Raw genomic sequence first — 21,535 nt, 5'->3', positions numbered from 1 at the left:
CGGAACCGGCACGCATGATGGTCTGCCATGCCGCGACTTCCGCACCCCAGCCCCGAGGAACTGCGCCGTGACCCGCTGCCGTTGCGCGGCCGCACCGCCCTGGTGACCGGCGCCAGCCGGCGCGGTGGCATCGGGCACGCCGTCGCCCGCCGGCTCGCCGCCCACGGCGCCAGCGTCTACCTGCACCACCACGTCCCGCACGACGCCGCGATGCCCTGGGGCGCCGACCGCCCCGAGGATGTCGTGGCGTCCGTGCGCGAGGCGCTCGGCGACCCCGGCGCACGGGTCGCCGCCGGTCCCGGCGACCTCTCCGACCCCACCGCGCCCGCCGCAGTCGTGGCCACGGCCGCCTCGGCGCTCGGCGGACGGCTGGACATCCTCGTCGCCAACCACGCCCTCAGCGGCAGCGACGGCACGCTCGACGAGATCGACGCCGCGATGCTCGACGCGCACTGGGCGGTCGACACCCGCTCGGTGCTGCTCCTCGTCCAGGCCCACGCCCGGCTCCGGCCGGCCGGTCCCGGTGGGCGCGTCGTCATGATGACCTCGGGGCAGGACATCGCGGGTGGCATGCCCGGCGAGATCGCCTACGCCCTGCAGAAGGGCGCCCTCGCCTCCATCACCCGCTCCCTGGCCGGCCCGCTCGCCGCGCGCGGGATCACCGTGAACACCGTCAACCCCGGGCCCGTCGACACCGACTACCTCACCGGTGCCGCGTACGACGCCGTCGCGGCCCGCTTCCCCGCCGGGCGTTGGGGGATGCCCGACGACCCGGCCCGCCTCATCGCGTGGCTCACCACGGACGAGGCGGGCTGGATCACCGGCGAGGTGATCAACTCCGAGGGAGGGTTCCGCCGTTGACCCCCGGCTCTACAGCGCGGCCAGCTCCTCCACCAGGTCGTCCAGGCCCAGCGAACCCTGGGACAGGGCCGCCATGTGCCACGCCTTGAGGTCGAAGGCGTCGCCGTGCCGCTGCCGCGCCTTCTCCCGGCCCTGCAGCCACGCCCGCTCACCCAGCTTGTAGCCGATGGCCTGGCCCGGGATGGTCAGGTACCGGGTCAGCTCGCTCTCCACGAAGTCCGCCGGACGGCTGCTGTGCGCGCCGAAGAACTCCTGCGCCAGGTCGGGCGTCCAGCGCTCACCCGGGTGGAACGGCGAGTCCGCCGGGATCTCCAGCTCCAGGTGCATGCCGATGTCGACGATGACCCGCGCGGCCCGCATCATCTGCGCGTCCAGGTAGCCGAGCCGGTGCTCCGGGTCCGTGAGGAAGCCCAGCTCGTCCATCAGCCGTTCCGCGTACAGCGCCCAGCCCTCGGCGTTCGCGCTGACCAGGCCGATGGTGGCCTGGTAGCGGGAGAGGTTCCCGGCGACGTACACCCACTGCGCGAGCTGGAGGTGATGGCCCGGCACCCCCTCGTGGTACCAGGTCGAGACCAGGTCGTAGACCGGGAAACGGGTCTGGCCCATCGTCGGCAGCCAGGTGCGGCCCGGCCGGGAGAAGTCCTCCGACGGAGCGGTGTAGTACGGGGCCGCCGCACCGCCGGGCGGGGCGATGCACGACTCCACCTTCCGCACCGGCTCGGCGAGTTCGAAGTGCGTGCCGTCCAGCTTCTCGATGGCCTCGTCCATCAGGCCCTGCAGCCAGTCGCGGACCTCGTCGACGCCCTCGATGTGCCGGCCGTGCTCGTCGAGGTGCGCCAGCGCCACCCACGGGGTCGCCGCGCCCGGCAGGATGCGCTCGGCCTCCTTCTTCATCTCGCCGAGCAGCCGGTGGTACTCGGACCACCCGTAGGCGTACGCCTCGTCCAGGTCCAGGTCGATGCCGTTGAAGTAGCGCGCCCAGCGGGTGTAGCGCTCCCGGCCCACCGTGTTCGGCGCGCCCTCGATCGCGGGCGTGTACACGTCCCGCATCCAGTCCCGCAGCTCGGCCACGGCCGCCGTCGCCGCCCGGGCCGCCTCGTCCAGCTCCGCGCGCAGCGTCTCGGGTCCGGCGGCGGCGAAGTCCTCGAACCAGCCGCGCCCGCCCTCCGGACCGGCCCACTCGGTGAGCTGCTCGACGAACGTCGCGGTCGGCCGCGGGGCCGCGTACAGCTTCCGCTCCAGGCCCAGCGCCAGGGACTCCCGGTAACCCGCGTAGGCCGCCGGCACGGCGCGCAGCCGCTCGGCGATCGCCGCCCAGTCCTCGTCGGTCTCGCTCGGCGTCACCGTGAAGATCTCGCGCACCGAGTGGGCGGGCGTGGCCATGTTGCCGACCGCGCGCAGACCCTCGTCGGCGTCGTGCACGGCGAGTTCCGCGGTGAGCCGCTCGCGCAGCAGACGCGCACACCGGCGCTCGATGTCGCTGTCCGCGCCGGGCCCGCGCTCGGCCTCGTCGAGCCGGGCCAGCGTGGCACGCTGGAGCCCGGCGAGCGCATCCTGGCCGGCCGGGGACAGATCGGGCAGCCTGCTGCTGCTCTCCTTCACGCCCAGGTAGGTGCCGGTGAGCGGGTCGAGGGCGATGAGGTCGTCGACGTAGGCGTCGGCGACCTCACGGGGCAGTGGAGTGTTGGTGTCGGACATGCCGCCATCCTCGTACGGCGGCCGCCCCGCGTCAGCCCGGATCGCGTCGGCGGCGGCCGCCGCCGGCCCGATTTCGCTCAGGGCGTGCCCCTCGGCGCGCCGGGTGGCAACAGGGGCCCGCAGTCCCACTGCTGGAAGATCAGCCGTGTCTCCACCCGCGCCACCTCGCGGTGCGCGGTGAACTCGTCGAGGACCAGGCGTTGCAGATCCGTCATGTCCGCGACCGCCACATGGACGAGGTAGTCGTCGGGACCCGTCAGGTGGAAGACGCTCCGGGACTCCGGCAGCGCCCGGATCCGCTCCACGAACGGCCCGACCAGCTCCCGGCGGTGCGGCCGGACCTGCACGGACAGCAGGGCCTCCAGGCCGCGGCCCAGCTTGGCGGGGTCCAGGCGGAGCTGGTGGCCGAGGATCACACCCGAGCGGCGCAACCGCGTCACCCGGTCGAGGCACGTCGACGGCGCCACCCCGACCTGCGCGGCGAGGTCCCGGTAGGTGGCCCGGGCGTCGTTCTGCAGGAGCCGCAGCAGATGCAGATCGACCGGATCGAGTACGACAGATTCCGCCATCGGCCGAACGTAACACGGGATCCGGCCGCATGGATCCGGTCACTGTTCACCCTTCCGCTCATGGACCCTTCGAACAGGGAGGCGTACGAGCGGATGTCCGGGTACGACGACGCACGCACCGCAGCAAGAGCACTCGCCACCGAGGCCGTGCACGCCGGCCGCGACGACCTCGCCCGGCAGGGCCTGCACGCCCCGCCGATCGACCTGTCCACCACCTACCCCTCCTACGACAGCCGCGCGGAGGCCGCCCGCATCGACGCCTTCGCGGCCACCGGCGCCGAGCCGGACGGGCCGCCCGTGTACGGCCGGCTCGGCAACCCGACCGTCGCCCGCTTCGAGACCGCCCTCGCCCGGCTGGAGGGGACCGACGCGGCGGTTGCCTTCGCCAGCGGCATGGCCGCCCTGAGCGCGGTGCTCCTCGTCCGGGCCTCCCTGGGGCTGCGCCACGTCGTCGCCGTACGCCCGCTGTACGGCTGCAGCGACCACCTGCTGACCGCCGGGCTGCTCGGCTCGGAGGTGACCTGGACCGACCCCGCGGGCATCGCGGACGCGCTGCGCCCGGACACCGGTCTGGTGATGGTGGAGTCCCCGGCCAACCCGACGCTCGCCGAGGTCGATCTGCGGGCCGTCGCCCACGCCTGCGGCTCGGTGCCGCTGCTCGCCGACAACACCTTCGCCACGCCCGTCCTGCAGCGTCCCGCCGAGCACGGCGCGCGGCTGGTGCTGCACAGCGCTACCAAGTACCTCGGCGGGCACGGTGACGTGATGGCGGGGGTGGTGGCCTGCGACGAGGAGTTCGCCGGGCGGCTGCGGCAGGTGCGCTTCGCCACCGGCGGCGTTCTGCACCCGCTGGCCGGCTACTTGCTGCTGCGCGGCCTCGCCACCCTCCCGGTGCGGGTCCGCGCCGCCTCCGAGAACGCCGCCGAACTGGCCCGCCGGCTCTCCGCCGACCCGCGTGTCGCCCGGGTCCACTATCCGCGCATCGGCGGTGCCATGGTCGCCTTCGAGGTGAAGGGCGACCCGCACGAGGTCATCGCCGGCGTCCGCCTGATCACTCCCGCCGTGAGCCTCGGGAGCGTGGACACCCTCATCCAGCACCCGGCGTCCATCAGCCACCGCATCGTCGACGCGGACGACCGCCGGGGCGCCGGTGTGAGCGACCGGCTGCTGAGGATGTCCGTGGGCCTGGAGGACGTCGACGACCTGTGGGCCGACCTCGACCGGGCGCTGGGCGCGATGCCGGCCGGTGCCCTCGCCTCCGCGGACGGCGGGGCCGCCGGCAGGCCGGCACCGGCCGGCGCCCACTGACCCCGGCACGGGCCCCGCTCTCGTCGACCTGACGGGGGAGAGCGGGGCCCGTGCCGGTTCACTCACCGGCGCGTCACGGCGCCGACGTGTCGCCCAGGTCGCCGGTGCCCGTGAGGTGCGGGGCGGCCGGCCGCGGGGCGTCCAGCCGGGCGGTGATCACCAGGGTGCCCTCCTCGACCTGGTAGTCGAGGGGGAGGCCCAGGGAGCGCATCGCCGCGACCATGCCGGTGTTGGACGCCTGGGTCACGGCGTAGACGCTCTCGCAGCCCGCCTCGACGGCCATCGCCACCAGCCGGGCCAGCAGCTCGAAGCCGATCCCGCGCCGCTGCCAGGAGTCCTCGACGAGCAGCGCGACCTCCGTCTCGTCGCCGTCCCAGAGCAGGTGGCCGAGACCGACGACGCGGCCGGAGGCCGTCTGCACGGCGAGGGTACGGCCGTAGCGGGGGCTCAGCAGGTGGTTCAGATAGCGGTCGGCGTCCTTGACCGGCCCGTGGTAGCGCATCGAGAGCGTCCGTGCCGAGCACCGCTCGTGCATCTCCTTGGCGGCCTGCAGGTCGCCGGTGTCGGCCCGGCGCACGGTGATCGCGTTGCCCTCGGGGAGCGTCAGCACGTCGTGGCTGGCCGGGACGCGCGGACCGAGCCGGGCGTCCAGCTCCACCAGCGCCCGCGCCCGCGCGAACTCGGTCGGTGTGAACGGCAGATGCGGACGCTCCACCGTGATCACCCCGCCCTCCGGCGCCCGCAGTCGCATCACGGTCTCCTCCAGCACGCCCTCCACCGGTACCGGCGACGGTCCCCGGCCTCCCGCGGCGGGCGCGCCGGGCAACTGGCGGATGGTGCACCGCCCCAGCAACTGCCGCAGTGCCAGCGGAAGTTCCGCCGCGTCCAGCGCGGTCCGGGTCGCGAGGCCCAGGACGCGGGTCGGCGCGTCCACCAGGTCGTGGGTGTCGGCCCGCTCGATCCAGGTCCGGGTGCCGCCGGCCGTCGCGACCGCGCCGACCAGACCGTCCCCGTCCACGTCGCCCGGAGCCCGCAGCAGGAACTCGTCCACCGTGCCCTGGGCGAGCGGATGCGTCTGGAGGCTGAGGATGTCGACGCCGAGCCGCGCGAGTGCCGTGCACAGCGCGGCCAGGGAGCCCGGCTCGTCCTTCACCGTGGTCCGCATCCGCCACAGGACGCTCTGCGCGCGCCGCGGCGGCACGGCCCCGGCCGGGTCCGTGTCCGGCTCGGACTGCCCGGCGCGCTCGGGTGAGCGCGGCCGGGCACCGGTATCGCTCGAAGGCGGTGCGTGACCGTGGCGGCGTGTCCAGCGTGCGCGGACACCCGCCGCCACCAGCAGCGTCGCCGCCACGGCCGACAGCGCCGCGGCGAGGGGGAGGAACGAGGCGTCGGATCCTCGTTCGAGTAGATGGGTCATGACGCCGGTCACGGCCGCCGTCGTCAGCAGGGCGGCGAGGCGTACGGCGTCGCGTCGCCCGGCGTGGACCGGGCGGCCGTTCTTCGCTCGCGTCACATCACATATGTCTCGGCTCATGCACCCACTGTGAAGGAATGGTGTTGCGTGATCACGAACGTTTTGTGACCGATCGGTAAAGACCTGCTTTGTCCCTATTTCTATTATTGTGTTGTCAATCTCCCGCTGTGTGGCCGGAGTTCAGGCGGCCGGCTCCGTCGTCAGCGCGGCGCGCAGCCTCCGGGCCTGTCCGACCAGGCGGGACGACCCACGGCGGTCGGCGGTGTGGGCCAGATGAGGCACCTCCCCGCGTGCCCCGGTTCGCTCGGCGCACTCCGCGGCGACGGCCAGCAGATCCGCGAGCCCCCGTGCCGGAGCCGCCGCCGCGCCGGTCGCCATGTCCGCCAGCAGCACCGGCAGGGTGTGCCGCAGCGTCTCCCAGACGGTGCCGTACGCGCCCGTGGACATCGCCGTGCGCATCGAGTCGACGAGCCGTGTCGGCTTCACGGCCCCGCGCCGGGCCAGATCGCCCAGATCCGCGCCCAGTCCGGCCGCGTCCAGCTGCCCGCGCGACGCCAGCACCAGCAGGGCGTCGACCGACGCGAGGCGGTCCTCCGGATGCCGCGCACCGAGCCCGTGCGCCACGGCGAGGCGTACCGCCTCACCGGCCTCCCCGTCCGACTCGGCGAGCAGCGGCAGGATCGCCGCCTCCCCCCGGCTGTCGTGGATCGCGGTGAACGAGATGTCGCGCAGCATCCGGACCGCCACCAGTTCCGGCGCCTCGGGGAGCACCGCGAGCCAGTGCGGGCGCATACCGTCGTGCCAGTGGTAGCAGGACCAGCGCGCCGGATCGCCGCTCACCGGCAGGCCCAGGGCGCGGAATCCGTCCGGGAGGCCGTGCAGGAACTCGGGTATCTCGTCCGCCTCCAGGAGGACACGGTCCTCCCACGTCCGGCGTGTGAACACCCCCGTGGAGGGTGCCGAGGCCAGCCACTCGGCCAGCCGCGCCCCCTCCGCCGTACCCAGCGCGGCCGCCCGCTCCGCCGCGGCGCCGGCCCGCGCCGGGTCGCCGCGCCGGACCCGGAGCAGCGCCTGCGCGAAGTCGGCCCCGGACACCCGCGCCCCGAGGCGCCCGTACTCCTCGAGACGTGCCACCAGGTCCTCCGGGTCCAGCAGTCCCGTGCTCCAGGTCGGCGTCGACAGCAGGAACGGCAGGGGCTCGGTACGGATGCGGAAGGCCAGCTCCCAGGCCCGGGTCTCGAAAGCCCGGGCGAGCGGGGCGTGGCCGCACTGGGCACTCGCGGTCCCGCGGGCGAGGGCGTTGCGGAGGGCGGCGGTGGGGACCGCGCCGGCCAGTGTGGCCAGGAGCAGTTCCAGCGCGTGCCACGGCCCGACCAGCCCGTGGGGGCCGGTGAAGGACGCCTCCACCCGATGGCGCACCGAACCCCGCTCGTACCACCAGCGCTGGGCCAGCACGGGTGCCAGTGCCTCCAGCAGCCCCTCCCGGTCCCGGTGTGTCTCGCGCACCAGCCCGTCGAGGGTCCGCTCGAACGCCGCCACGTCGCCGCCGGCCACCAGGAGCGCGCCCACCTCCTCGGCGAGTTCCGTCGCGGTCGCGGGCGCGGGAGTCAGCCGCACCGGCCGCGGCGCGGGCGGCAACACCTCCTCGTAGGCGGGCGCCTCCGGCGCGTCGAGGGCGACCCCGAGGGCGTCCGCGGCCCGCTTGCGCAGGGCCGGGATCAACTGCTCCGCCGCCGATCGCAGTTCGTCGCGGACCGGGCCCGCGCCGATCGCCCGCCGGTGCCGCTCGACCAGCTTCAGGGCCCGCTCCTGCACCTCCGAGTCCTCGTGCGCGAACGCCTGGGCGACGGTGGGCAGCAGCTCGTCGGCCGTCGACGTATCACGGGCCAGCACTTTGCCGAGCAGGATCAACTGGGCGCGGACCAGCTTCTTCTCGGTACGGAACAGCACGGCGCCCGACATCTCGGCCAGCCGGCGTGCGGGCAGCTCACCGTCCAGGGCCAGCGACGCCAGCACCGACTGCGCGTGCGCGGCCACCATGGACGGCCCGTCGGACGCCAGGGCCAGCCAGTCGGCGACGCGCTCCCGCTCCTCCTCACGCGTCAGCGCGAACGCCTGCAGCATGCGCAGGAACACCCGGTGATCGGAGGCCGGCCCGCCCCGCAGCAACCGGGCGACACAGGCGTCGACCGTCGCCCTGCGGTCCAGGGCCCCCTCGGCGGTGAGCCGGGCGAGCGCCCCGCTCCAGCTGTTCTCCCCCTCGCCCGCCGACCAGGAGAGCCGGCCCCCGATGTCGGCGGTCTCGAACAGCGCGCTCACCAGCGCCGTCAGGTGCGGATCCTTGCGCAGCCGGTCCAGGACCGTGTCCCCGCGCTGCCAGAGATGACCGATGTGATCCACCCAGCCGTGCACATACGCCTCGGTCGTCGGCACGGGGCACCCGGCCAGCCGCACCAGACCCGCCATCAGCTCGTACGGCACCCGGGAGGTGACCGGCCGGGCCGCCAGGCGGTGCGCCACGTCGGCGAGCCACGCCGGGGACCGGTCGCCCAGCAGGTCGATGAGAACCCCGGGGGAGGCGGCCCACCAGCGCATGTCGGCCGCGGCGATCCAGGCTGCCACCCCCGCCGCCCCGGTCTGGCACGCCGTACCCGCCGCGTGGAGCGCCGGGTAGACCCGGCGCGCCTGCGCGGTCCACGGATCGGCCCGCAGCTCCTTGCGCACCGCGCGCAACTCGGGGAACTCGGCCCGCCGTTCGGCGTCCGTCATCCCGTCGAGGAGGCTCACCACCTCCGCCGGACGCCCTGCCCGTACCGCTTCGACCAGCGAACTCATCGCGCACCCCCGTCGGCCTTCGCCATGTCGCGCTCCTCGACACAGACACCTCGCCGCACCATCCGGACCGCCAGCGCATGCTTGCAAGGACCGCGCCCGCCCCGGTACTTGGCCCACCACAGACAGCTGCAGCCGAGCACCCCGGACTCGTCGCGCACCCGGTGCACATGCCCGTCCTCGGCCGTCACCGTGCCCACATCGCCCCGGAGCGCGACCGCCCCGGCCGCCACCAGGGCCCGCGCCGCCCGCAGCCTCGGGTTGTGACGCTCCGCCCGCTCGGCGTCGTACGGCAGTTCCCGGTGGAAGTACGCCGCTTCCGCCGTGTCGTAGCCGACCCGGCCGGACGTGCCGAGACGGACCAGGGCCGCCCGCACCCGCTCGGCCGTGAGCCCCGAGGCGGCCGCCAGGTCGGCGACGTCGATCCGGGGCTCCCACCCCAGGAGCACCGCGACCAGTTCCGCGTCCGCGGCGGCCTCGTCGGTGGCGAGCGCGTCGAGGACGCCGCCCTCCCCGGAGAAGCCGCGCGCGGCGTCCGGCGACAGGGTCAGGGTCAGCCGCATCCCGGGAAGCACCGCCTCCCACGCGCTCGCCGTGCCGGCCGACCCGCCGGTGAGCGCGGGGCCGTACACCCGCAGCGCGGTCGCGTGCCGCAGCACCCGCTGGAGCGCGACCAGCCGCTCGGGGCCGGGCAGGCACACCGCGCCCGGTACCACACGGGTGGTCGGCCGCAGGCTCCTCCCGGCGGGCACGACCCAGCGCGCCCCGCCCGACGCGCCGCGCGGGAGCGAGCGCAGGAACCGCACCGCCTCGGCCGCCGGCAGCTCCGCCCGCAGATCGAAGCCGGCCGCCATGACCTGGGCCTCCGCGAAGCCGCGCAGCCACCGGTCCGGCAGGGGCACCTTCTTCTCCACGACCGGGCCGTCGACGGTGGTCACCGCCAGCTCCTCCGGCCCCACCCGCAGATGGAGCGGATCGTCCGCGCCGATCCGCGACAGCGCCTCCCGCAGCGGGTTGTTGACGTCGACGTTGGTGGTGCCGTGCCCCACCTCACCGCCGTCGAGGCCCGGTTCCAGCACGTCCAGGCGCGCGTACACCCCGCAGCAGCCGGAGAAGGACTCGAAGCGCAGCCGGTCCCCGTTGCCCGTCACCACCGGGTCCAGGGAGGCGGCCGACTGCCGCTGGTAGTACCGGGTGGCCGCCACGTCGGCCACCGCGAGCAGCCCGGCGGACGCCACGTGGGGCGATGTCAGGAAGCCCGTGAAGAACCGGGGGTGGTCCTCGACGCCGGAGGGCGTCGCGCCCCGGGACGTCTCGAGTCCCAAGTGCTGTCCGTCCGCCGCGGACCGCAGCGCGGAGGGTCGGCGATAGGCCACGGCCTGGAGAGATCGCGTCATGGGAAAGACCGTAGGGGCGACCACTGACAATCGCTCCGGCCTGCGAGGACGCCGCCGGTTCAGCGGTGTCGCCGCGTCCGGCGGCCGCGCCGCGCACCGGGGGATGACGCCGGTGCGCGGCACGTCTTCCAGGGTAGAGGAGTCACTGACCGACGCGGCCCGGCTGCAGGACCTTGGTGAACAGCACGGCGCCGTCCGACTCGCGCAGGCGCACGGTCAACTCGCCGCTGCCGCCGTCGATGTCGACCTCGCCGAAGAACTGGTAGCCGCCGGCCGGCCCGACGTTGGACACCGCCGGTGCCTTCACGAAGACCCGCTCCGGGCCGAAGGTGCCGTCGAGGGCGCTCGCCGGGAACGCACCCGCGTTGAGCGGGCCGGAGACGAACTCCCAGAACGGCTCGAAGTCGCTGAAGGCGGCCCGCGACGGCTGGTAGTGCTGCGCCGACGTGTGGTGCACGTCGGCGGTCAGCCACACCGTGCCCGTGATCCGGTGGTGCTTGATGAACCGCAGCAGTTCGGCGATCTGCAGCTCCTGCCCGAGCGGAGCCCCCGGATCGCCCTGCGCGACGGCCTCGATGTCCGGCCTGCCGTCCCCGGTGTCCGGCACCACCAGGCCCAGCGGCATGTCCGAGGCGATCACCTTCCACACCGCCCGGGAGCGGGCCAATTCCCGCTTGAGCCATGCCAGTTGCTCGGCGCCGAGGATGCCCTGGGGGTCGGTGGGCTGGTCGCCGGGGGAGTTGGCGTTGCGGTAGCTGCGCATGTCGAGCACGAACACGTCGAGCAGCGGGCCGTGGTTGATCACCCGGTGGACGCGGCCCGCCGGGCGACGCGGTGCCGACATGGGGAAGTACTCCGAGAAGGCCCGCCGGGCGCGGGCGGCCAGGACGTCGACGTTCCTCTCGGTGTAGCGGGCGTCGCTGAGGATCTCACGGGGTACCAGTTGTTCAGCACCTCGTGGTCGTCCCACTGGACGATCGAGGGCACCTGGGCGTTGAAGCGCCGGAGGTTCGCGTCGAGCAGGTTGTAGCGGAAGTTGCCGCGGAACTCGGCCAGCGTCTCCGCCACCTTGGACTTCTCCTCGGTGGTGACGTTCCGCCAGACACGGCCGTCGGGCAGCGTGACGGACGACGGGATCGGGCCATCGGCGTAGATGTTGTCGCCGCTGCACAGGAAGAAGTCCGGGTCGAGCCGCGCCATCGCGTCGTAGATGCGGTAGCCGCCGAAGTCCGGGTTGATGCCCCAGCCCTGTCCGGCCAGGTCGCCCGACCACAGGAAGCGCACCCCGTCCCGGCGCCGTGCGGAGGCCGTGCGGAACGTGCCGCCGACCGGTTGGCCCGTGCGGCGCGGGTCGTCGGGGTCGGCGAGCAGCACCCGGTAGTGGATCTGCTCCCCGGAGGGCAGGCCGTGCAGCCGTGTCGTGCCCGTGAAGTCGGTGCCGGCGCCCAGCAGCGGGCCGTGCCAGCGGCGCGTCCTGCGGAACGACTCGGTGGCGGACGTCTCGACGATCATCCGGGCCGGGCGGTCGGAACGCACCCACACCAGACCCGAGTCCGTGGTCACGTCGCCCGTCTGCACGCCCCAGCCCGCTCTCGGCCGCCCGGACCGGGCGAAGGCCGGTGCGGAGCCGAGTGCCGTGGGCAGGGTGAGGGCCGCCGACGCGGCCAGCGAGCCGCGCAAGACACCGCGGCGGTCCGGGAGCGGAAGGGACATGGCAAGCCTCCAGGGGCGTGATCCGGCCGGTGTGCAGAGCCACAACTACTGGTGCGCCTGGGCGCCGGCGGAAACCACAAGTGAACAACCGGTCCCGGCCGGGAGGGAACCGGGCGTTCACCCGGACGGCCGGGGGACGCACGGTTCCGGCCGCACGGCGAACGCCTCATGGGCGCCCCGGAGACGCACGCCCTCAGCCGTCCGCCGGGCGCGCCGCCGTCTCAGCGCGGCGCGACCGCCTCGGCCATCAGCCGCACCCCCGCCCGTATCCGCGTGGGCGGCAGGTGCGCGTACCCCAGCACGAGGCGCACCCCCTCCTCCTCGCCGCACCCGGTACGCGCGTGCGTGTAGTGCGTCAGCGGGTGTACGGCCACTCCGGCCGCCGCCACGCGCGCGAGGAACCGCTCTTCGGGGCCGTACCGCGCGGGCAGTGCGGCGATGACGTGCAGCCCCGCGGCGATGCCGGTGACGCGTACGCCGGGGAAGTGCTCGTCGAGCGCCGCGACGAGCGTGTCGCGGCGCTCCCGGTACACGCGCTGGCAGCGGCGCAGCTGCCGGTCGTAGTCGCCGCGCTCCACGAACCGCGCGAACACCGCCTGGTCGAGCGTGGGATGACCGAGATCCATGGTCCGCTTGCGCTCGACGACCTCCTCGGTCAGGGCCTCCGGCACGAGGAGCCAGCCCAGCCGCAGCCCCGGCGCGAGGGATTTGCTGACCGACCCGGCGTAGGCGACGCGTTCCGGATCGAGTCCCTGGAGCGCCCCGACGGGCGCCCGGTCGTAGCGGAAGTCGCCGTCGTAGTCGTCCTCGAGCACGAAGCCGTCCACCGACCGTACCCAGTCGAGCAGTTCGGCACGTCGCCGGGCCGAACAGGCGATGCCGGTCGGGAACTGGTGGGCGGGTGTCGTGACGACGCACCGCACCCCCGACCCCCGCAGCCGGCCCAGCGCCGGGCCCTCGCCGTCCAGGGGCAGCGGCACCACCCGCACCCCGGCGGCGGCGTACAGGGCGGCGTGCTGCGGGCTCCCGGGGTCCTCGACACCGACCTCGTGGATGCCGCGCGCCTGCAGCACGAAACCGAACACCGCCATCGCCTGCGACACCCCGGACAGCACCACGATCCGCTCGGGGTCGGCGACCACGCCCCGGCGGCGTGCCAGGAGCGCGGCCAGCGCGGTACGCAGCCGGGGCAGCCCGCGCGGGTCCGGGTAACCGAGGTCCCCGTGGGGGAGTTCGGTCAGGACGGCGCGGTGTGCCGCCGCCCAGGCGGCCCGCGGGAACAGCGACACGTCCGGCGTCCCGGGCAGGAAGCCGGCCCGGTCCCCGGCGGGGCGGGGCGCGCGGTCCCGCGCGCGGGGCGGGGCGGCCCGGGCGGCCCCCCCGACCCAGGTTCCGGCGCCCCGGCCGCTGCGCAGATACCCCTCGGCCGTCAGTTGCTCGTACGCCTCGGTGACCAGCCCGCGCGACACCCCGAGGTCGGCGGCGAGATCCCGGCTCGACGGCAGCCGCGTATCCGGAGCCAGCCGTCCCGACCGCACCGCCTCGCGCAGCGCCTCCTGCAGCGACCGTCCCCGCGCGCGGGCGGGTGCCGCGACCGCGGGCAGCAGGACCTCCCAGGCGGCCGAGGGCGCCGCCCGCCGCGAGCCGTCGGCGGCGGGCGACCCGGCGTGCCGCGCAGTGTCCCGCGCGGAATTGGTCTCCGATGACGTCATGGAAGTGGACCTTAAACCGGGCCACCGCGATTCCTAGCGTCACTGCCATGAACGCCACCACCACGCGCGGCGCCCTGCTCGCCGCGCTCGCCTGCGTCCTCGTCGGAGGATCCTTCACCGCCAACAGCCTGCTCGGCGACTACCCGTACGCCGGCGGCCAGTTCCTGCGCTACGCGCTCGCCTGCCTGCTGCTGGTGCCGCTCGCCGGCCGCGGCGCCGCCGCCCGGCTGCGCGCGCTCACCGCCCGCCAGTGGGTGCGCCTCGGGCTGCTCGCCGCCGTCGGCATGCTCGGTTTCAACCTCGCCGTCCTCGCCGCCGAACGCACGGCGGAACCCGCCGTCCCCGGTGTGTTCGTCGGCTGCGCCCCCGTGGCCGTGGCCGTCCTCGTCCCGCTCCTGGACGGCCGCCGCCCGCAACGGGCCGTCCTGTACGGCGCGGCGCTCGTCGCGGTCGGCGCGTTCACCGTGCAGGGGTGGGGCCGCACGGACGGCACCGGCATCGCCTTCTCGGTGTGCGCCCTGGTCGGCGAGGTGGGCTTCGCGGTCCTCGCCGTACCCGTGCTGCGGCCCCTGGGGCCGCGGCTGCTGTCCGCGACGGTCTGCGGGGTCGCGGCCGTCCAGGCCGCGCTGGTCGGGCTGCTCGCGGACGGCACCGCCTGGCTGCGCCGGCCCGACGCGACCGAGACCGCCGCGCTGCTGTGGCAGGCGGCGATCGTCACCGTCGTCGGCTTCGTGTGCTGGTACATGGGCATGCAGCGCATCGGCGCCGAACGGGCCACGCTCTTCTCCGGTCTCATCCCGGTCGCCGCCGCCTGCACCGCCCCGCTGGCCGGGACCGGCTCCTACGGCCTCGTCCAGGCCCTCGGCAGCGCCCTGGTCGGCGCCGGAGTCGTCCTGGGCTCCGGCGTGCCGCGGCCGCGCCGGCGGTCAGCGGCTGCCGTCGAGGATGACGCGCGCGACCAGGGCCGGGTCGTCGTTCATGGGGCAGTGACCGCAGCCGGGCAGCCGGACGAGTCGCGCCCCGGGGATGACCCGCTTGGCGCGCACGCCCTGACGGGGTATGAGCAGCCTGTCCCGGCTGCCCCAGGCCAGAGTCACCGGGATGCCGGGGACGTCGTCCAGGAACTGGACGGCCCGGCCGGACCTCAGGGTCTGCTCGAAGCCCGTGGCCCCGGCCAGCGCGAGAGTCTCGGCGACCACGGCCTCCGGTGAGCGGCGGCCGGGGCGGGCGTAGATGGTGCTCGTCAGCGCCGTCCGGCCGGCCGCCGACCGGGACAGCCGCTCGACCAGCGGCAGCGGCATCCGCCGGGAGATGTGCCGCATCGCGAGCAGGACGCCGAAGGCGTAGCGCCGCTCGGCCGGGGTCCAGAAACCGGCGGGGGACAGGGCCGTGACGGACCGGGCGAGCTTCTCGCGGCCGAGCTCCAGGGCGATCAGCCCGCCCAGCGAGTTGCCCGCGACGTGCGGTCGGTCCAGTTCCAGGGCCTCGCAGAGGGCGCCGAACACGGCCCTCGTCGTGGCCAGGTCGTAGGCGAGCCCGTCCGGCAGCCCGGGGGAGGTCCCGAAGCCGGGCAGGTCCACCGTGACCACCTCCCGCTCGGTCGCGAGGATGTCCACCACCGGGTCCCAGACCTGCCGGTGGTGACCGATGCCGTGCAGCAGGAGCAGCGGCTCGCCGCGGCCCACGCGCGCGTAGTGGACGGTCACGTCGCGTGGCCCGAGGGGGGAAGCGACCTGGAAGGAGACGGTGGCGGACATGGCGGTGCTCCTACTCTGAACCCGGCTGGACACGCCGACGGACGGCCGTAGACAGCTTGTCAGCAATAGCTACCGACGGGTAGACCCCTGCGGCCGGTGGGTGGTTCCGACGTCGGTCACCGGGGGGCATCACGTCCCCGGCCGTCCGAATCGCCTGGACACGTCCCACCGTGTCGGGATGGGATGGTGCCGTGACCACCGATGCCGAGACCGATGTCTTCGAAGAGCACCGCCCCGCCCTCCTCGGGGTCGCCTACCGCATGCTCGGCCGGGTGGCCGACGCGGAGGACGTGGTCCAGGAGGCATGGCTGCGCTGGTCCCGGGACGACCGGTCCGAGGTGCGCGAACCACGCGCCTACCTGGTGCGCGTCACCACCCGCCTGGCCATCGACCGCCTGCGCCAGGTCAAGGCGCGCGGCGAGACCTATGTCGGCCCGTGGCTGCCGGAGCCGTACGTCACCGACTTCGGCGACCACGTCCCGGACACCGCCGAACGGGCCGTCCTCGCCGACTCGGTCTCCGTCGCCGTCCTGGTCGTCCTGGAGAACCTGTCGCCGCTGGAGCGGGCGGTGTTCGTCCTCCGCGAGGCATTCGGCTACCCCTACGCCGAGATCGCCGCCATGCTCGACCGGGGCGAGGCGGCGGTGCGTCAGCTCGCCGGGCGCGCCCGCCGGCACGTCGAGGAACGGCGGCCCCGCTACGAGGTCGACCCCGCCGAGCGGCGCGACCTGACCGAGCGGTTCCTCGCCGCGGCGGCCGGCGGCGACCTGGAGGGGCTCATGTCGCTGCTCGCGCCGGACGTCCGGCTCATCGGCGACAGCGGAGGCAAGGCCAAGGCGCCGCTGCGGGTCCTGGAGAGCGCCGACCACGTGGGCCGTTTCCTCGCGGGCGTCGCGCGGAAGGGCATCGCCGACGCCTCCTTCCGGTTCCTGGAGGTCAACGGCGGCCCCGCGCTGCTGGTCCTGTCCGGCGGCAAGCCCGACAGCGTCTTCCAGGTGGACGTCCTGGACGGGCGGATCCAGGTGGTCTACGTCGTCCGCAACCCCGACAAGCTCAAGGCTCTCCCAAGCGCCTGAATGACGCCCGACACCGACGTGATGACGTGATCACGAGCAGTGAGCGGTCCGGGTGATTGGTCTTGACCAAGGGTGAGGGCCGTCCTATGGTCGCTGACAAGTGCAACAACCTTTAATAAACAAGGCGCTGAAACGCCGCCGGGCCACGGCGATTGCGGAGGACAGGGTGGGGACCACGCAGCTGGAAACGGTGCCGGAACCGAAGTACTGGCATCTGAGGACCGTGCTCAGCGAGGCACTCGAGTCGGAGTTCTCGGTGGGCGAGATCCTGCCCAACGAACGGGACCTGGCGGCCCGCTTCGGCGTCGCCCGGGCCACGCTCCGCCAGGCGCTCGAACAACTCGAACTCGAAGGCAGGCTGCAGCGCCGCCGCGGTGTCGGCACGACCGTCGCCCCGCCGCGCGTGGGCGTGGCCGTGGGCACCGAGCAGCACGCCTGGCCGGGGTCCGCCGAGGACGGCTGGCAGGCCACGGACTGCGCCCTCGCCGCGCCGCCCGCCGCGGTCGCCGACGCCCTGGTGACCGGCACCGCCGAGCCCGTGCACACCGTCCGCCGCTCCCGGGTGACACGCGGTCAGCCGGTCGCCGCCGAACTGCTCTACGTCCCGCAGTCCTCGGTGCCCGACCTCTCCGCCATCGACGCTCCTTCGGGCGCGGCCCGCGCGCGTGCCGTGCTGCGTGAGCTCCAGCGCCTGGAGCTGGAGGGCCAGGAGAGCGCCGTCGAGCTGGGCTCGGCCCGCGCCGACGACGCAAGGGAGCTCGACCGGCTGCCCGGGGCGCCGGTGCTCGTGGTGACGACCCGTTACCTCGCCCGCGGCAGGGTCGCCGCGCTCTCCGTCGCCACCTACCGTGCCGACACCTGCCGGCTGACGTTCGGCGACACCGGAGGCGTGGAGATACACCAGGACCCGGAGCGCCGGGCCTCCTGACGGTTCGACAGCCGACGGTCCCGCGCCCCGGAGCCCGGCTCCGCGGCGCGGGACGCGGGCACGCTCACCGGCGGCCCGTGACCGTCCCCTCCACCGCGAACAGTTGCTCCTCCACATGGTCGAGGGCGAGCCGCAGCGCGCCCGTCGCCACGGCCGCCTCACCGAGCAGGGACAGGGCGACGTTCGGCGGGCGCAGGCAGTAGCGGGACAGCTCACGCCGCAGCGGCTCCAGGACACCGTCCAGGCCGGCCGCCCAGCCCCCCACCACGACCAGCTCCGGGTCCAGGGCGAGGACCAGGGCGGCCACGTCGTGGACGAGACGCTGGATGAACCGTTCGACGGCCTCCAGAGCACGCGGATCGCCGTCCCGGGCCTGGGCGAACACCGCCGCCACGGCCCGCTCGTCGAGCGGGCGCAGCGGCTCGTCCGTGGTCGACAGCAGGGTCTCCGGCGTCGCCTCACGGCCCAGCATGTGCAGCGCGCCGATCTCCCCGGCCGCACCGCCGAACCCGCGGTGCAGCTTCCCGCCGATCAGCGAACCGGCCCCCGGGCTCAGCCCCGCCAGCACGAACACCACGTCGTCGGAGTCGGTCGCCGACCCCTTCCAGTGCTCGGCGACCGCCGCCGCGTTGGCGTCGTTCTCCACCAGCACCGGGCACTTGAAGGACCGGCTCAGCCGCTCGCCCAACCGCAGCCCGGTCCAGCCGGGCAGCGCCGCCCCCAGCCGCACCGTGCCGTCGGCCTCCACGATGCCCGGCGTCGCCACGCCCACGGCCCGCAGCGAGCCGCGCGCGACCCCCGCACGGCGCAGCAGCTCCACGACCGCCGTCCGGACCTTCTCCAGCCGCTCGTCGGCCCCGGCCGCCTCGTCGACGTCCTTGGCGGTGGCGCCCATCACCCGGCCGTCCAGGTCGGCGAGCAGGGCGGCGACCCGGTGCGCGCCGATGTCCAGGCCCAGCAGATGACCCGCCTCGGCACGGAACCGGAACCGCCGCGCGGGCCGGCCCTGCCGGCGGGCGACACTGTCGTCGGCCGCCTTCTCGACGACGTAACCCGCTTCGATCAGCCCCTCGACGACCCCCTCGACGGTGGGGCGGGACAACCCTGTCACCCGGGTGATCTCCGTCAGCGTGGCGGCATCCGTGGCACGCAGCGCGTGCAGTACCACCGCGGAGTTGATCCTTCGCAGCAGCGAGGGATCCCCACCGGTCAGCTGCCCCAAAGGTCCGTCCTCCCAGCTCGTGCGCGTGTGGGGCGGATGCTACTCGTCGGCGCCCACCCCTGCGAGTGCCGGGCGTCACAGGGAACGGGGGCCGCCCGCCGCCCGGTCCCCTCACCCCGGCGCGACGAACCCCGACTCGTACGCCGTGATCACCGCCTGCGTGCGGTCGCGCGCCCCCAGCTTCGCCAGCAGGGCGCTCACATGCGACTTCACCGTCTCCGTGCCCACGACGAGCCGCGCGGCGATCTCGGCGTTCGACAGCCCACGCGTCATCAGGCGCAGGACGTCGGCCTCCCGCTCGGTCAGCCGGGCCCGCTCCAGCGCCGCCCGCGCCGCGCGGTTGCCGCCGCCGTCCCCGTAGCGGGCGGCCAACTGGCGCACCGAGGCGGGGAACAGCAACGACTCGCCCGCGGCGACCAGTCGCACGGCGTGCACGATCTCGGCCGGGCGGGCCCGCTTCAGCAGGAAACCGTCCGCTCCGGCGCGCAGCGCCTCGTAGACGTACTCGTCGTTCTCGAAGGTGGTGATCACGACGATCTTCGGCGGCTCGGCGACCGTGCGCAGGACCGCGCGCGTGGTCTCGATGCCGTCCAGCAGCGGCATCCGCACGTCCATCGCGACCACGTCCGGGCGCAGCTCACGCACCAGCGGGATCACCGCCGCCCCGTCGGCGGCCTCCCCGACGACCTCGATGTCGTCCTGCGTCTCGAGCACGGCCCGCAGGCCCGCGCGTACGAGGGGTTCGTCGTCGACGAGGAGCACGGTGACCGGCATCCGGCCAGCCTAGATCACCTCAACGGCAGCTCGACGTGCACCTGCCAGGCGTCCCCGACAGGTCCGGCGCTCGCGTGGCCACCCAGCAGGGCGGCGCGCTCGCGTATGCCCCGCAGGCCGCTGCCCCTTCCCGGCTCGGGTGACTCCGCGGGCAGGGGATTGCGCACGTCGAGGCGGAGGGTGGCGTCCTCGACGCTGACGCGGATCCGGGCCGGGACAGGCCCCGCGTGCCGCAGCACATTGGTCAGCGATTCCTGGAGGATGCGGTAGCCCTCCCGGGAGACCGGTCCCGGCACGCCCTCCAGAGGCCCCGTCAGATCGGCGTCCACCTCGGCGCCGGACGCCCGCGCCGACTCCAGCAGACGTCCCGCGTCCGTCAGCGTCGGCCGGGAGCCCGCGGGCCTGCCGGAGTCCCGCAGGACGCCCAGGACGCGCTCCAGGTCCTCCAGAGCGGCCCGGCCCGTCTCCTCGATGGCGTCCAACGCCCGCCGGGTGAACGCCGGATCGTCCGCGGCACGGGCCGCCCCGGCCTGGAGGACCGCAGCGGTCAGCGCATGCCCGATCGAGTCGTGCAGCTCACGGGCGATGCGAGTGCGCTCCAGAAGTCGCTCGGTGCGCTCCTCCAGGGCGGCCAGCCGCTCGGCCGGGGAGGGACCGAGAAGCCGCACGGCCAGGGCCGTGATCAGGTGGCCCGCGGACCACACGGCCGCCGCCAGCACCGCGAGCAGCACGGGCACGAGCAGGATGTGCCACACGCGCGCCGGGCCGAGCGGGGGCACGATCACGCTCCCCGGCCCGGAGCCCGCGGCGGCCGGCAGCAGATCCGCCACGGCGAAGAGCAGTTGGGCGATCAGCGTCATCGAGGCACAGCCGAGGAGGAACCGCGACTCCAGCCACAGTACGAGCCGCCACCGGTCCGCCCAGGTCGCGGACGGGGCGACGACGATGCCCGCGCTGTCGCTGTCGTGACGGTGCCCGGTCAGCAACAGCCGTGCCTGCAGCCCCTCGACCGTGCGCACGGCCGGCACCAGCCCGGCGGGGACGAGCGCGGCCGCGGCCACCAGCCAGATCCACCACTCCTCCCGGATGAAGATCAGCATCGCCGGCCACACGACGGTCAAGAAGAGGTGCAGCAGCCGTGTGTACGTCACCGCCCGGCCGAACGGGCGCAGCAAACGGGCCATCGCGTCATCGTGCCAGGCACCACCGACAACGGACCTCCCCCGCGCGGGGGAGACGATCTCCACCCGCGGGGGAGGCCACGCCCCACCTCCGCCGGTCAGGCTGAGGTCATGACCAGCATCGAAGTCCAAGCACTCACCAAGGAGTACGGCACCGGACGAGCCGTGGACGACCTGACCTTCACCGTCCTCCCCGGCCGCGTCACCGGTTTCCTCGGCCCCAACGGCGCCGGCAAGTCCACCACCCTGCGTCTCGTGCTCGGTCTCGACCGGCCCACCTCCGGGACGGCCACCGTCGGCGGCCGCGCCTACGCCACCCTGCGGGACCCCCTGCGCACGGTGGGCGCCCTGCTCGACGCCGGTGCGGCGCACGGCTCCCGCACCGGCCGCGACCATCTGCGCGTCCTCGCCGCGAGCAACCGCATCCCGGCGCCCCGGGTCGACGAGGTGCTGGCGCGGACGGGGCTCACCTCGGTGGCGCGGCGCAGGGTGAAGACGTACTCCCTGGGCATGCGCCAGCGGCTCGGCATCGCGGCGGCGCTCCTCGGTGATCCCGAGGTCGTGCTGCTCGACGAGCCGTCCAACGGCCTCGACCCGGAGGGCATCATCTGGATCCGCCGACTGCTGCGCCGCCTCGCGGGGGAGGGCCGCACGGTCCTCGTCTCCAGCCATCTGATGAACGAGACCGCGACGTTCGCCGACCACCTGGTGGTCCTGGGCCGCGGCCGGCTGCTGGCCGACACACCGGTGCGGGACTTCATCAGCGCGCGCGTGGAGCCACGCGTGCGGGTCCGCACCAGTGACGCCGAAGCGCTGGAGTCGCTGCTCGCCCGGCACGGCCTCGACGCCGACCGGCACCAGGACGGGCACTGGACGGTACGTCACGCGCGCGTGGACGCCGTCGGGCGCCTCGCCGCGCAGGCGGGCGTCCCGCTCCTCGAACTCGCCGCCGAGGAGGGCACGCTGGAGCAGGCGTACCTGGATCTCACCTCGGAGGCGACCGAGTTCACCGCGCAGCGGCAGGAGGTCTGAC

At 74.5% G+C, this 21,535-nt stretch carries 15 protein-coding genes and 2 pseudogenes; 6 read left to right on the top strand and 11 right to left on the bottom strand.

Annotated elements, in window-relative coordinates; translation table 11 throughout:
• The first annotated feature begins 27 nt into the window (after positions 1-27).
• A complete protein-coding gene (locus ABZ899_RS16590) occupies positions 28-861 on the top strand; it encodes an SDR family oxidoreductase (RefSeq protein WP_361346146.1) in 834 nt (277 codons plus the stop codon).
• Between the two features lie 9 nt (positions 862-870).
• On the opposite strand, the gene ABZ899_RS16585 is transcribed toward ABZ899_RS16590, so the two are convergent.
• Both ABZ899_RS16585 and ABZ899_RS16580 read right to left on the bottom strand, forming a co-directional pair.
• On the bottom strand, positions 871-2,559 hold the full coding sequence (locus ABZ899_RS16585; protein ID WP_361346144.1) for a DUF885 domain-containing protein: 1,689 nt from the start codon (positions 2,557-2,559) through the stop codon (positions 871-873).
• A 77-nt stretch (positions 2,560-2,636) separates the two neighbouring features.
• Positions 2,637-3,128, bottom strand: coding sequence for an Lrp/AsnC family transcriptional regulator (locus ABZ899_RS16580; RefSeq protein WP_062668111.1), 492 nt, complete (start codon positions 3,126-3,128; stop codon positions 2,637-2,639).
• 93 nt (positions 3,129-3,221) lie between these two features.
• Here ABZ899_RS16580 and ABZ899_RS16575 point away from each other — a divergent pair, with 93 nt between their 5' ends.
• Complete coding sequence (locus ABZ899_RS16575) at positions 3,222-4,436, top strand: PLP-dependent transferase (protein ID WP_361346293.1); 1,215 nt, start codon at positions 3,222-3,224, stop codon at positions 4,434-4,436.
• A 73-nt stretch (positions 4,437-4,509) separates the two neighbouring features.
• On the opposite strand, the gene ABZ899_RS16570 is transcribed toward ABZ899_RS16575, so the two are convergent.
• The 5 genes and pseudogenes from ABZ899_RS16570 to ABZ899_RS16550 all read right to left on the bottom strand — a co-directional run bounded on the left by ABZ899_RS16570 (position 4,510) and on the right by ABZ899_RS16550 (position 13,564).
• Positions 4,510-5,970, bottom strand: coding sequence for a GNAT family N-acetyltransferase (locus ABZ899_RS16570; protein WP_361346142.1), 1,461 nt, complete (start codon positions 5,968-5,970; stop codon positions 4,510-4,512).
• Between the two features lie 120 nt (positions 5,971-6,090).
• On the bottom strand, positions 6,091-8,745 hold the full coding sequence (locus ABZ899_RS16565) for a DUF6493 family protein (RefSeq protein ID WP_361346140.1): 2,655 nt from the start codon (positions 8,743-8,745) through the stop codon (positions 6,091-6,093).
• A complete protein-coding gene (locus ABZ899_RS16560; protein WP_361346138.1) occupies positions 8,742-10,139 on the bottom strand; it encodes an SWIM zinc finger family protein in 1,398 nt (465 codons plus the stop codon). Before ABZ899_RS16560 ends, ABZ899_RS16565 begins: the two co-directional genes overlap by 4 nt.
• Positions 10,140-10,281: 142 nt before the next feature.
• A pseudogene (locus tag ABZ899_RS16555) lies at positions 10,282-11,852 on the bottom strand (alkaline phosphatase D family protein).
• Between the two features lie 221 nt (positions 11,853-12,073).
• The gene (locus ABZ899_RS16550; protein ID WP_361346137.1) at positions 12,074-13,564 is read right to left on the bottom strand and encodes a PLP-dependent aminotransferase family protein; all 1,491 of its coding nucleotides are present in this window, start codon (positions 13,562-13,564) and stop codon (positions 12,074-12,076) included.
• On the opposite strand from ABZ899_RS16550, the pseudogene ABZ899_RS16545 reads away from it, so the two are divergent.
• A pseudogene (locus tag ABZ899_RS16545) lies at positions 13,555-14,448 on the top strand (DMT family transporter); the annotation flags it as partial. The gene ABZ899_RS16550 and the pseudogene ABZ899_RS16545 overlap by 10 nt on opposite strands.
• A gap of 42 nt (positions 14,449-14,490) precedes the next feature.
• On the opposite strand, the gene ABZ899_RS16540 reads toward ABZ899_RS16545, so the two are convergent.
• Positions 14,491-15,321: an alpha/beta fold hydrolase gene (locus tag ABZ899_RS16540; RefSeq protein WP_361346135.1), complete on the bottom strand. Its 831-nt coding sequence runs from the start codon at positions 15,319-15,321 to the stop codon at positions 14,491-14,493.
• Positions 15,322-15,512: 191 nt separating this feature from the next.
• On the opposite strand from ABZ899_RS16540, the gene ABZ899_RS16535 reads away from it, so the two are divergent.
• Both ABZ899_RS16535 and ABZ899_RS16530 read left to right on the top strand, forming a co-directional pair.
• Complete coding sequence (locus ABZ899_RS16535) at positions 15,513-16,397, top strand: RNA polymerase sigma-70 factor (protein ID WP_361346133.1); 885 nt, start codon at positions 15,513-15,515, stop codon at positions 16,395-16,397.
• Between the two features lie 166 nt (positions 16,398-16,563).
• Entirely contained in the window at positions 16,564-17,325 is a 762-nt protein-coding gene (locus ABZ899_RS16530; RefSeq protein ID WP_361346131.1) for a GntR family transcriptional regulator, read from the top strand.
• A gap of 64 nt (positions 17,326-17,389) precedes the next feature.
• Here the strand turns inward: ABZ899_RS16530 and ABZ899_RS16525 are convergent, their stop codons facing one another.
• From ABZ899_RS16525 to ABZ899_RS16515, 3 genes are all read right to left on the bottom strand, one after another.
• Positions 17,390-18,547 carry an ROK family protein gene (locus ABZ899_RS16525; protein WP_361346130.1) on the bottom strand — a complete coding sequence of 386 codons (1,158 nt, stop codon included), beginning with the start codon at positions 18,545-18,547 and terminating at the stop codon, positions 17,390-17,392.
• 111 nt (positions 18,548-18,658) lie between these two features.
• Positions 18,659-19,321: a response regulator transcription factor gene (locus tag ABZ899_RS16520; RefSeq protein WP_361346128.1), complete on the bottom strand. Its 663-nt coding sequence runs from the start codon at positions 19,319-19,321 to the stop codon at positions 18,659-18,661.
• A 14-nt stretch (positions 19,322-19,335) separates the two neighbouring features.
• On the bottom strand, positions 19,336-20,505 hold the full coding sequence (locus ABZ899_RS16515; protein ID WP_361346126.1) for a histidine kinase: 1,170 nt from the start codon (positions 20,503-20,505) through the stop codon (positions 19,336-19,338).
• A 108-nt stretch (positions 20,506-20,613) separates the two neighbouring features.
• Here ABZ899_RS16515 and ABZ899_RS16510 point away from each other — a divergent pair, with 108 nt between their 5' ends.
• Positions 20,614-21,534 carry an ATP-binding cassette domain-containing protein gene (locus ABZ899_RS16510; protein ID WP_361346124.1) on the top strand — a complete coding sequence of 307 codons (921 nt, stop codon included), beginning with the start codon at positions 20,614-20,616 and terminating at the stop codon, positions 21,532-21,534.
• Position 21,535: the final 1 nt, after the last annotated feature.

The organism is Streptomyces sp. NPDC046859 (assembly GCF_040645135.1).
GTDB lineage: Bacteria > Actinomycetota > Actinomycetes > Streptomycetales > Streptomycetaceae > Streptomyces.
Note: the sequence above shows the minus strand (reverse complement) of the source record. Positions and strands in the feature narration are given on the sequence as shown.

Excerpts from the sequence above, each read along its gene's own strand:
- ABZ899_RS16565 (WP_361346140.1), bottom strand. The coding sequence starts at position 8,745 with ATGAGTTCGCTGGTCGAAGCGGTACGGGCAGGGCGTCCGGCGGAGGTG.
- ABZ899_RS16550 (WP_361346137.1), bottom strand. The coding sequence starts at position 13,564 with ATGACGTCATCGGAGACCAATTCCGCGCGGGACACTGCGCGGCACGCC.
- ABZ899_RS16580 (WP_062668111.1), bottom strand. The coding sequence starts at position 3,128 with ATGGCGGAATCTGTCGTACTCGATCCGGTCGATCTGCATCTGCTGCGG.
- ABZ899_RS16520 (WP_361346128.1), bottom strand. The coding sequence starts at position 19,321 with ATGCCGGTCACCGTGCTCCTCGTCGACGACGAACCCCTCGTACGCGCG.
- ABZ899_RS16540 (WP_361346135.1), bottom strand. The coding sequence starts at position 15,321 with ATGTCCGCCACCGTCTCCTTCCAGGTCGCTTCCCCCCTCGGGCCACGC.
- ABZ899_RS16510 (WP_361346124.1), top strand. The coding sequence starts at position 20,614 with ATGACCAGCATCGAAGTCCAAGCACTCACCAAGGAGTACGGCACCGGA.
- ABZ899_RS16575 (WP_361346293.1), top strand. The coding sequence starts at position 3,222 with ATGTCCGGGTACGACGACGCACGCACCGCAGCAAGAGCACTCGCCACC.
- ABZ899_RS16515 (WP_361346126.1), bottom strand. The coding sequence starts at position 20,505 with ATGGCCCGTTTGCTGCGCCCGTTCGGCCGGGCGGTGACGTACACACGG.
- ABZ899_RS16585 (WP_361346144.1), bottom strand. The coding sequence starts at position 2,559 with ATGTCCGACACCAACACTCCACTGCCCCGTGAGGTCGCCGACGCCTAC.
- ABZ899_RS16560 (WP_361346138.1), bottom strand. The coding sequence starts at position 10,139 with ATGACGCGATCTCTCCAGGCCGTGGCCTATCGCCGACCCTCCGCGCTG.
- ABZ899_RS16590 (WP_361346146.1), top strand. The coding sequence starts at position 28 with ATGCCGCGACTTCCGCACCCCAGCCCCGAGGAACTGCGCCGTGACCCG.
- ABZ899_RS16570 (WP_361346142.1), bottom strand. The coding sequence starts at position 5,970 with ATGAGCCGAGACATATGTGATGTGACGCGAGCGAAGAACGGCCGCCCG.